At 38.3% G+C, this 11837-nt stretch carries 4 protein-coding genes; 1 reads left to right on the forward strand and 3 read right to left on the reverse strand.

Going from position 1 to position 11837, the window contains the following annotated elements:
• From SOM12_RS00005 to SOM12_RS00015, 3 genes are all read right to left on the reverse strand, one after another.
• A partial coding sequence (locus SOM12_RS00005; RefSeq protein ID WP_320491935.1) for a PorP/SprF family type IX secretion system membrane protein occupies positions 1–358 on the reverse strand: 358 nt, incomplete at its 3' end.
• A gap of 137 nt (positions 359–495) precedes the next feature.
• Positions 496–10167, reverse strand: a complete 9672-nt coding sequence (locus SOM12_RS00010) for a gliding motility-associated C-terminal domain-containing protein (protein ID WP_320491936.1) — start codon at positions 10165–10167, stop codon at positions 496–498.
• A gap of 54 nt (positions 10168–10221) precedes the next feature.
• Positions 10222–10854 (reverse strand): hypothetical protein, encoded by a 633-nt coding sequence (locus SOM12_RS00015; protein ID WP_095930541.1) that lies wholly within the window; start codon positions 10852–10854, stop codon positions 10222–10224.
• 496 nt (positions 10855–11350) lie between these two features.
• Here SOM12_RS00015 and SOM12_RS00020 point away from each other — a divergent pair, with 496 nt between their 5' ends.
• On the forward strand, positions 11351–11836 hold the full coding sequence (locus SOM12_RS00020) for a SixA phosphatase family protein (RefSeq protein ID WP_095930542.1): 486 nt from the start codon (positions 11351–11353) through the stop codon (positions 11834–11836).
• Position 11837: the final 1 nt, after the last annotated feature.

Genomic DNA, 11837 nt, shown 5'->3' on the forward strand with positions numbered 1-11837 from the left:
CTTTGATGCCAAATGAAAGCTTAAAATCTGCAGAGGTCTGAATGGTATAAGACAGATCGACTGAGATGTTGTTTTCATTTGTAGGGCCAATTTTATCATTGACCAATGAAGCTCCAATGCCTAATCTGCTATTGTTTATTGGCGTATTGATTGAGAAGCTGCTTGTCTCTGGCGCTCCATCAAGACCGACCCATTGGGTGCGGTAAAGGCCAAATACACTGAATACTCCACGGGAACCTGCATAGGCAGGATTTATGGCTATTGTATTGTACATATACTGTGTGTACTGCGCATCTTGCTGTGCATACCCTGAACATGTAACTAACAGAATGACGAAGAAAAATAATTTTGTTCTCATAGTAGATTTTATTAATTTAATAATTACTATTGACTATTTAAATCATTGTTTTTTAATTAATTATGTTTTGGAATTAATCAAAAAAATATAGATTTTTTAATACGCTGCAAATATTTATTTGCAGCGTATTCTAATTGCTATCTAGATAAATATAAATACCCGTCTAGTTTATGATCTTGAACATTGTTGTTTCCATCTAGAGATTTATACGTAATAATGTAAAAATAGGTTCCAGTTGGTAGTCCGTCAGATTGCTTAACAGTTGTTCTTCCTCGTGAAGTTCCATCAAAAGCATTTGTTGTATTGTTATAATTTGAAGTTTCAAAAACTAGAATTCCCCAGCGATTATATATTTCAACAGTATTGCCTGGATAACAAGTTAGTTCGTCAATATTATCAATTTTGAAGAAATCGTTCATGTTATCGCCATTAGGAGAGAAAGCATTATGCACTAACACATCACCACAAGCTAAGACTTTACAATCATCATTGATTTCCATGTTTAAAACTATGCTTCTTGGACAGTTTTGATCTGCTATTACATATTCAAAAACGTAATTGCCTAATGCTAAACCAAACGGATTAAGAATGCCTCCTTGTAACGCATTGGTATTGTTTCTATCTTGCCAAACTCCTGTTGTAGGGCTTCCTTCAGGAAGTAGGCTACTTAAGTTAACCAATGTTGAATCATCGTTACATGCTGTCGATCTGGTTTCAGTAACACCATTTGGAACTACTATAATAGTAATCGTTGCAGTGTCACAATTTTCAGAACTTAATTTATCGCAGATTCTATAGCTATAAGTATAAGTCCCGGCAGGTGTTAGACTGGATACATTTACGTTTCCAGAATTGTCAATAGTAATGTTTGGATCTGTTTTAGTATTGTTACCTTCTGTAAGAAGTGTAAAGTTTACTAATTCAAGTGATGCGCGAGTTATTCCTTTTACATCATTACTCAATACATTGCCTACTAATCCAAAAGAATTACATCCAATATTATTGAAGTTGTCATCATTCGCTACTACTGGAGTAGGTGGTGCTGGCGGATCAAGAACTACTACTGTTACAATTGCGGTATCACAATTTCCAAAATCGGCTTTTTCGCAGATTTGATAAGTCAAAGTGTATGTACCGCCTGGTGTGTTTGGTGCAACACTTATAGTTCCATCAGGATTAATAGATATTGAACCTTTTGGATCCGAAATAGTTGTGGTTAGTGTTACATCATTTATATTTACTGGGCTACCATTTAATGTATCGTTAGTTAAAACGTTGCCTACAGTAGTTTGCGTTGCACTTGCTGTTATTGGTGCAGGAGTATCATCATTAGCCACTATTGCAAATGTTGGTCTTGCAGTACAATAAGGATCTGCAGGTGGATAACTAATTGTAATAGTCTCACTTGGATTAACAGTGAAAGTTACATTGGTAGTTGGACGTAATTTTTCAAATCCATCTGCTCCTTCAATCCATCTGTTGTTTTCAAAAATCCAGCCTGGCCAATCGATTCCTTTTCCTTGCTCGTCTACAACCGCTCCTGGCCACAATACACGACCGCTTAATGGTAAATTGTTCATTGTTGTTACGACATTGTTGTTGCCGTCTGCCCAAGCAATGGTTACACCATTTACAGGAGTGAAGTTTACTGCTGTTACTACATAATCAATATATGGAACATCATTAACACATATTGAAGTTGCTGTAACGGTCATTACTGGAGCTTCAATTGTAACTGTAACTGTTGCAGTGTCGCAGTTGTCTGTTTGATCAGCTTCGCAAATTTGATATACCATTGTTAATGTTCCTACAGGAGCATTTGGTAGTACATCAACAGAACCATCAGGATTTAACTGTAAAAACTCGTTTGGTGTTACAGTTGTAATAATAACATCAGATGCAGTTATGGCATTTCCTTCTAAAGTATCATTTGGCAATACATTTAATACATTAGTTGTAGTATGGTTTACACCTGCAATTGGACCAGCATTATCATCGTTGGCAACAATATCTTTGTAATCTTTACAGCTTACACCAAAGTCGGCATCTAAATGAACCAAATCTTCTGGAGTTACCGTTACAACATAACCACTGTCTGTTGTTGTTGTACAAACGGTATGCAATTGCAATTTGCTTGTTTTAGCTGTTATTTTTTTACCAGATATTGATGGAAGAACTTTTACTAAACCAGTTGCTCCTAAAGCAGCAGCCACAGCATCAAAGTTGGCATCTCTAACCAATTTGATCGTATAGTCTCCATAAGGATTTGCTGTCTCAGGACGATCTCTCCAGAATCCTTCGATACCCACTATTACTTCTTCATGATATCCGTTTGGACCATCGATTATTACATTGGCACTTAACGCATTTCCAAAACCTGCGGCATTTAATTCGCCATTGTTTTGTGGGCCAGTATAGCTTCCGTCTCCGTTAAGGTCAATCCATTCCCATTGGCTATAGTCGATAGATCCATTTGAATCTGGAATGTTTTTGGTCACCACTCCATCATTATTAGCGTCGTACCATTCATCTTGAATTCCGTTATTGTTAAGATCATACCAAACATAATCTCCAAGAACTGGAAGGTTTGATTTTCCGTATTCAAAGTTATGAACTTGGAAAGCACATTCTTCAAGAGTAGTAAAGAACAAGCTTGAATCAACAGGATATAATTGATGTGCACTATTTAAATTAGCATCTTGAACTTGTACCAAATAGCTTCCAGCAGGCATTCCTGTAAAACTGTACATTCCATCGGCGCCAGTAATACGCATTTGTATTGGACCAGTAGTTGTTCCTTGCGGAATCAATGTCACAGGTACATTTGCAATTGGAGCATTCGTATCTACATTTATGATTTGTCCAGATATTTTAACTCTATAATCAGGCTCTGTAATCACAACTGTTGCAGTTGCTGTACAAGTTTGGTTTTCACCATTTACTACAGACGTTGCAGTAAGTGTATATGTTCCAGCTGGTAAATTAGTATTTCCAACGACCTCATTATTTTGATTTGTAATCACTACCGTAGCTCCAGGACTGCTAGTAACTGCTATCGAACCGTTGCTTTCTCCTTGACAGCTTACATTGGTAGCTATACCGCTCACAGAAACTTTATTTTCAACTGTAAAGGTTTGTACCAATTCAGTTTTATTTCCTGCACAATCTGTTAGCGTATAAGTTCTGGTTAAAATGTAAGATTCTCCATTACATCCAGTTCCTCCATTGTTAGTGTCGTTTACAGTAATATTTACCGTTCCACTACAGTTATCAGCCGCATCTTTTATGTCTTCTGGGCTTCCTGCTGGAATGTCTGCAGCATTTTGCAAATTAGCAACATCTGCTGGTGCAGTACCTGTTGGAGGTGTTGTATCTCTTACTGTAATAATTTGAGTATAAGAAATTGAATTTCCTCCACAATCACTTGTTGACCAGTTGCGAGTTAAGGTATATTCTGTACCGCATTCGTTTTTAATATCGCTTTTTGTTTCGCTGAAAACAATTGGCAAGTCTCCATTGCAATTGTCAGAAGCTTCCATATTAAATGGCTCTGGAACTGCATCACAAGAAACTGTAATATCTGAAGGCAATTCGCCAACAAAAGCAGGTTTTGTAGTATCCTGAATTGTAATTGTCTGAGTAAAGGTTTCAGAAGTATTTCCGCAATCGTCTTTTACAGTCCAAGTGTTGGTGTAAGTTCCAGCATTTCCACAGTTTTCAGATGCTACAAACTGTCCGCTTACTTTAGTAATGTTAGAAACATCAGTATCGCATAAGTCAGAAGCTGTTGGGAATTGAGCCTGAGCAGCAGCAAGTCCTTCTGTGTCACTGCACTCTAAAGTTGCGTTTAAAGTGCCAGCTTGAGTAGTCCATGTTGGCGCAGTTGTATCCTGAATTGTAATTATCTGAGTGAAAGTTTCAGAAGTATTTCCGCAGTCGTCTTTTACTGTCCAAGTGTTGGTGTAAGCCCCTGCGTTTCCACATCCTTCAGAAGCTACAAACTGTCCGCTTACTTTAGTGATATTAGAAACATCAGTATCGCATAAGTCAGAAGCAATTGGGAATTGAGTCTGAGCAGCAGCAAGTCCTTCTGTGTCACTGCACTCTAAAGTTGCGTTTAAAGTGCCAGCTTGGGTAGTCCATGTTGGCGCAGTTGTATCCTGAATTGTAATTATTTGAGTGAAAGTTTCAGAAGTATTTCCACAATCGTCTTTTACAGTCCAAGTGTTGATGTAAGTTCCTGCATTTCCGCATCCTTCAGAAGCTGTAAACTGTCCGCTTACTTTAGTGATATTAGAAACATCAGTATCGCATAAGTCAGAAGCAATTGGGAATTGAGCCTGAGCAGCAGCAAGTCCTTCTGTATCGCTACACTCTAAAGTTGCGTTTAAAGTGCCAGCTTGAGTAGTCCATGTTGGCGCAGTTGTATCCTGAATTGTAATTATCTGAGTGAAAGTTTCAGAAGTATTTCCACAATCGTCTTTTACCGTCCAAGTGTTGGTGTAAGTTCCTGCATTTCCGCATCCTTCAGAAGCTACAAATTGTCCGCTTACTTTAGTGATATTAGAAACATCACTGTCACAAGTATCATTAGCTATTGGGAATAAAGATTGAGCATTTGCTAAAGCCTGTTCGTCACTGCATTCTATAGTTTTGTCTAAAGATGCGGCTTGAGTTGTCCAAGTTGGAGCAGAATTGTCTTGCACAATTATGGTTTGACTTACAGGAAGTGAAACATTTCCACAAGCATCTTTCGCAGTCCATGTTCTTGTTTTGGTATAAGTTCCAGCGCAATTTCCTTCTGTAGTAGTATCTTCATAAGTCAATGAAGAGATCGTTCCACTGTCGTCAGTTGCTGTTGCTTGTGCAAAAACAGGTTCTGCTGGACAATTGATAGTAGAAACTGCAGGTAGTGGATCTATAACCGGTATAACAGAATCTCCATCGATAATAATTACAGTTTTTACGATGGCACATAAGTTAGCATCTTTAACCGTAACATTATAATTTCCAGCTTTTAATCCTGTAGCTGTAGCATCTGTCTGAACAGGATTAGTATCCCAAGAGTAAGTGTAAGGACTTGTTCCGCCAGATGGTATAACAGTTGCAGAACCTGTTGCTCCGCCACCACAAGCTACATTAACTTGCGTTGTTGTTGCGCTTAAAGGAGCTTGAGGCTGACCAATTGTTATTTCGCATGTAGTAGTATATCCTAATTTGTCAGTAACTTTTACAGAATGTAAACCTGCTGTTAAAGCAACTGCTTGTGCAGTTGTTTCATCATTATCCCAAAGGTAAGTATACTCTCCGTTACCGCCCACAGCTGTTACCGTCGCTTTACCAGTATTCCCTCCATAACATTTTACAGCGCTATCTTGCGAAATACTACATGAAAGTACATTAGGTTCTGTAATTAAAACAGTACATTCTGTAAAGCAGCCATTTGCATCCGTAACTTTTACGCTATGTGTTCCTGCATTTAGAGCTACTGCTTTAGGCGTATTCTCGCCATTATCCCATAAGTAAGTGTAAGTAGGAGTACCCCCAATTGGAGTTACAGTTGCTTCACCATTGCTTAAACCATTTGAGGTCACTGGTTTATTTTGTACAACAGAGCATGATAAAGCAGCACCTGGCTGTGTAATAGTTACAGAAAGTGGAGCGGCAGAACATCCGTTTGCATCTTTCACAGTTACAGTATAAGTTCCTGCAGGCAATGCTGTTCTGTCTTCAGGATCAGTGGTTCCCGCAAGATCAGCCCAATCGTACGTATAAGGCGCTACACCTCCAGAAGCTGTTATGTTGATTGCCCCTGTTGAAGAGCCAAAACACAATACATCAGTTTGGGAAGTTTTAGCTACGGATACTGCTGAAGCAGGCTGTGTAATTGTAATGGCAAGAGGCGCGGCAGAACATCCGTTTGCGTCTTTTACGGTTACGGTAAAAGTTCCTGCAATAAGTCCGGTTCTATCTTCAGTATCATTAGTTCCTGCAAGATCGGACCAGTCGTACGTATAAGGGGCAACACCTCCAGAAGCTGTTATGTTGATCGCTCCTGTTGAAGCGCCAAAGCAAAATACATCGGTTTGGGAAGTTTTAGCCACGGCTACTGCTGAAGCAGGCTGTGTAATTGTAACGGCAAGAGGCGCGGCAGAACATCCGTTTGCGTCTTTCACGGTTACGGTGTAAGTTCCTGCAATAAGTCCGGTTCTGTCTTCAGGATCAGTGGTTCCTGCAAGATCGGCCCAATCGTAAGTATAAGGCGCTACACCTCCAGAAGCTGTTATGTTAATAGCTCCAGTTGATGATCCAAAGCATAATATGTCGGTTTGTGAAGTTTTATCCACAGCTACTGTTGAAGCTGGCTGTGTAATTGTAACGGCAAGAGGCGCTGCAGAACATCCGTTTGCATCTTTCACCGTTACAGTATAAGTTCCTGCAGGCAATGCTGTTCTATCTTCAGTATCATTAGTTCCCGCAAGATCGGCCCAATCGTAAGTATAAGGCGCTACACCTCCAGAAGCTGTTATATTTATTGCTCCTGTTGAAGCGCCAAAACACAATACATCGGTTTGCGAAGTTTTAGCCACGGCTACTGCTGAAGCAGGCTGTGTAATTGTAACGGCAAGAGGCGCTGTAGAACATCCGTTTGCATCTTTCACGGTTACGGTATAAGTTCCTGCAGGCAATGCTGTTCTGTCTTCAGGATCATTAGTTCCTGCAAGATCAGCCCAGTCGTAGGTATAAGGCGCTACACCTCCAGAAGCTGTTATGTTGATCGCTCCAGTTGAAGCTCCAAAGCACAATACATCAGTTTGGGAAGTTTTAGCAACAGCCACTGCTGAAGCAGGCTGTGTTATGGTTACAGAAAGAGGCGCGGCAGAACATCCGTTTGCATCTTTCACAGTTACAGTATAAGTTCCTGCAATAAGTCCAGTTCTATCTTCAGGATCAGTGGTTCCCGCAAGATCGGCCCAGTCGTAAGTATATGGCGCTACACCTCCAGAAGCTGTTATGTTGATTGCTCCTGTTGAAGAGCCAAAGCACAATACATCAGTTTGGGAAGTTTTGACAACGACCACTGCTGACGCAGGCTGTGTTATAGTAATGGCAAGAGGCGCGGCAGAACATCCGTTTGCATCTTTCACCGTTACGGTATAAGTTCCTGCAGGCAGTGCTGTTCTGTCTTCAGGATCATTAGTTCCTGCAAGATCGGCCCAGTCGTAAGTATATGGCGCTACACCTCCAGAAGCTGTTATGTTGATTGCTCCTGTTGAAGAGCCAAAGCACAATACATCAGTTTGGGAAGTTTTAGCAACAGCCACTGCTGAAGCAGGCTGTGTTATGGTTACAGAAAGAGGACCTGAAGAACATCCGTTTGCATCTTTCACCGTTACAGTATAAGTTCCTGCAATAAGTCCGGTTCTATCTTCAGGATTAGTGGTTCCCGCAAGATCGGCCCAGTCGTAAGTATATGGCGCTACACCTCCAGAAGCTGTTATGTTGATTGCTCCTGTTGAAGAGCCAAAGCACAATACATCAGTTTGGGAAGTTTTGGCAACGACCACTGCTGAAGCAGGCTGTGTTATAGTAATGGCAAGAGGCGCTGCAGAACATCCGTTTGCGTCTTTTACGGTTACTGTGTATGTTCCGGCAATAAGTCCAGTTCTGTCTTCAGGATCGGTTGTTCCTGTAAGATCTGCCCAGTCATAAGTATAAGGTCCGACACCTCCAGAGGCTGTTATATTAATAGCTCCAGTTGAAGCTCCAAAACATAATACATCAGTTTGAGATGTTTTGGCAACGGTTACTGCTGAACCTGATTGTGTGATTGTAATGGTAAGAGGCGCAGAAGTACATCCTTTAGAATCTTTTACGGTTACGGTATATGTTCCGGCAATAAGTCCAGTTCTGTCTTCAGGATCAGTTGTTCCTGTAAGATCTGCCCAGTCATAAGTATAAGGCGCTACACCTCCAGAGGCTGTTATATTAATAGCTCCAGTTGAAGCTCCAAAACACAATACATCAGTTTGAGACGTTTTGGCAACGGTTACTGCAGCGGCAGGTTGTGTAATTACAACGCCATTTATATTTGCAGAACATCCATTTGCATCAACAACTTTGATATTGTAAGTTCCAGCAGGTAAACTTTGTAAAGTATTTACGGTTGTTTCTCCGTTAATGTAATACTTAAACGGACCCGTTCCGTTTGTTACATTAATCTGAATTTTACCATCATTACCGCCAAAACAAGTAACATTGCTTGTTGTTCCTAGTGCAACAGTGTAGAATGGTGGCAAAACGATATTAGAAGTTACAAAGTCTCGATTGGCATACCACCAAGTATTGATGGTATTTAAATTTCCATATTGAGGCGAGCTATTATTATTGTCATTAAACCCATTCCATCTATGGCAATTGCTTGGAGGAGTACCATTTGGTGTACAGCCAGTAAGATTTACTTTGGCGTCAAAAGTACCTCCAGTATAAGTAATATTGCTGTCGTCCCAGTAGAATTTTAAAACATATCCAGATGGAGCCGCAGGTCTAACCGTTGTACAGGAGAAACCATATTGATTTTCTTCTACATCATATATCGGGAAATGGAAAGCAGCTTGTCCAAAAGTAACGACTATTGGTATTGAGGTGCCTTGTGCGATAGTGTTTCCTAAACCATCTTTTCCATTCCAAGGAACACTTACGGCATAAGGAGGAGCTCCCGATGCTGTAACTGTTTGGGTACTTAATACATCTTTTGTGCCTGGAGTATAAATTCCATCTCCACCGTTAAAGTCAAGAAGTATTTCGATAGTTCCGCTTTTAAAAACACTAATGTTTATATTGCTTTCGCCAATACCGCAATTGGTAATTCCGTTAATTTGTATGTTACCGTTATAAGTTCCATTTTTCCATATATTAATATCAGGATCATTTAGGAAGACCTCATATTTTGGACTCATTTGCGTAGCATTCGGTGCATTATAAATACTTTTTTGATCATTAGCTGCATTTCCTGAATTTCCTGGGCCTGTATTATTAAAAGCCACATTGAAATACCAAGGTCTGAAACCAGCACCATTAAAATTGATTTTATTTACAAAACCGTTTTGAGTAACGGCCCCAGTTGTAGAACCGTTATCTGGAGCAAAAACATAAAAAGCGCCATTAAAGTCAGTATCAACATCATCCATAGCAAAAGCCCAGCGTTTTGAGTAAATACGTCCAGGAATTGATTTGTTTGAACTATTGGCAACTGTAATATCGTAATAGTTATAGTAAATTTCAGTACTGCTACCATCAGTTGAGCTCTCAAATTCGATATAGTAATCACCAGCAGGCATGCCATTTGGGTTAAAAACTATAGGAGTGTATCCAGCAGTAGTAACTCCGTCGATACCATTTGGACCATTTTGAGCTCTTGCAAGTTTTTGAGCCTCAGTACCTGATATGTTCGATGAGGTACCATCCAAAGTATAGTTTGCATATGCTACACTTCCATCAGGTCTTATGATTCTAAATCTAGAATTAATTTCAGTGCCAGTTGGACTTGATCTTCTAGCTCTGCTAAAACCTAAATATACTTTTTCGCTATTTGGGTTTTGAATTCGAATATACAATCGCTGTGCATCTGTCGAACCATATCTACCAAAACTTCCATAAGTGCTATTGTTTATCGCAAGTGAAGCCCTATGATTAATGTCAGGAGTTGTTTGTTTACTTCCTTCTCCAGCATAAACATTAAGAAACAAAATGCTTAATAGAAAACTTAGAAGGATTTTTATTCTTTTTTCGAAAGTAAAGTTTTTCATATTAAAATGTTTAATATTGATATAATATTTTAACTAACTGAAAACGATTTGCACCTACATAGAGTAGTAAAAAGCACTTAATGTTTTGGGAGTTGTTTTATTTTTCAGATCTAATACTGGCAAAGTAAATCCAATACCTTTTGTCTTTTTTGGGGGAATATAGGTATGCACAATAGTTTGGCTTTTGCTGTCCGGGCAAGTGGTAGAAGTTACTGTGACCGAAGTGCCGTTCCATTGATCGAGTGTAGAAATATCAGCCAAGCTTAGTTTTACATAAAACTCAGCCGTTTCTCCTGGAGAAAGTGTAAGTGTTTTATTCAGGGGAGAATAATTTTTGCTCTCCAGTCTATTGTTCATTAAAACATTGCTTTTTGTAGTACTGCCATCAGGGTTTTCTGGAAAATTTGAAAAGTTCTCAGCAGATAATTGATAAGTATCCGTATTACTTCCAGTATTTTTAACTTGCAGTAAAAACGAAACTTCAAAACCATTGTACTTTTGATAATTATCTCCGTCAATAGTTATTTCAGAATTACACGAACCAGCTTGCGAAAATGCAACTGAAGTAATTAATAAGCAAAGCAGATTAAAAATGTTTTTGCTAAAGATATTTTTCTTCGAGAAAAAAATAAACTTACAATTGCTTACAAATTTTACTGCTTTTTCAAGAGTAGATTTTGTTTTCATAACTTAAGATTTAGTTTTAAAGTATTTATGAAATTTTAACAGAATCAAAGTTATATTAGAGTTTTTCTATTATTATTTTTTTATCTATAACTAACCTAAAAACTCGTTGAAGTGTTGTTTTTTTGTCAAAAATTGACTCAAAAACGCTTTTTTTTAACTCTAAAAATTGAAATTTTTTCGTACATTTTTTTGATTTATTAGTTGAAAATGGTTTATTTGCCATCGCATAAATAGCTAATAATCAAATATTTAGTTAAAATATTACGAACTGTCACATTATCGACTAAATACTAATTTTATAGATGAAGTACATAAAATGTGATTTTTGGTTTTCTATAATTTTGTAATTGTTAACAGATTGCGAATTGTTTATTCTTGTTAAAATTTCGTTATAATGTTAACAGAAATAAAAAAAGGAGAAGGTTTAAAATTTCTTTTGTAAATTAGAACTTAATTAAAAATAGCCTGCAATTCAGGTTTTTAAATTCTGCTGTTTATGAAAAATCTTATTTTAATTCGTCATGCCAAATCTAGCTGGGAAGCACCATTAAAAGATTTTGATCGTCCGTTAATGAAAAGGGGAATTTTGGACGCGCATGATGTTTCATTAAATATTTCAGAGTATCTACCTAAAACATATATAATGTGGAGCAGTACAGCTGCGAGAGCCTCAGAAACTGCTTTAATTTTTGCGCAAAACATATCTTATCCTTTAGAAAGTATTATTTTTAGAGATGATTTATACACTTTTGATGAAAAACAACTCGAAAAAGTTATTAAATCGTGTGATAATAGTTTTGAAAGCGTTATTCTTTTCGGACATAACGAGGCTATTACAAATTTTGTTAATAAATTTGGGGATGTTTTTATAGAGAATGTTCCAACTTCGGGCTTCGTATCATTGCAATTTGATGCCGACAGTTGGGATACAATCCATAAGGGCAAAACACATAAAACTATTTTCCCCAAAGATTTAAAATAAT

Source organism: Flavobacterium sp. CFBP9031, assembly GCF_034044945.1.
GTDB lineage: Bacteria > Bacteroidota > Bacteroidia > Flavobacteriales > Flavobacteriaceae > Flavobacterium.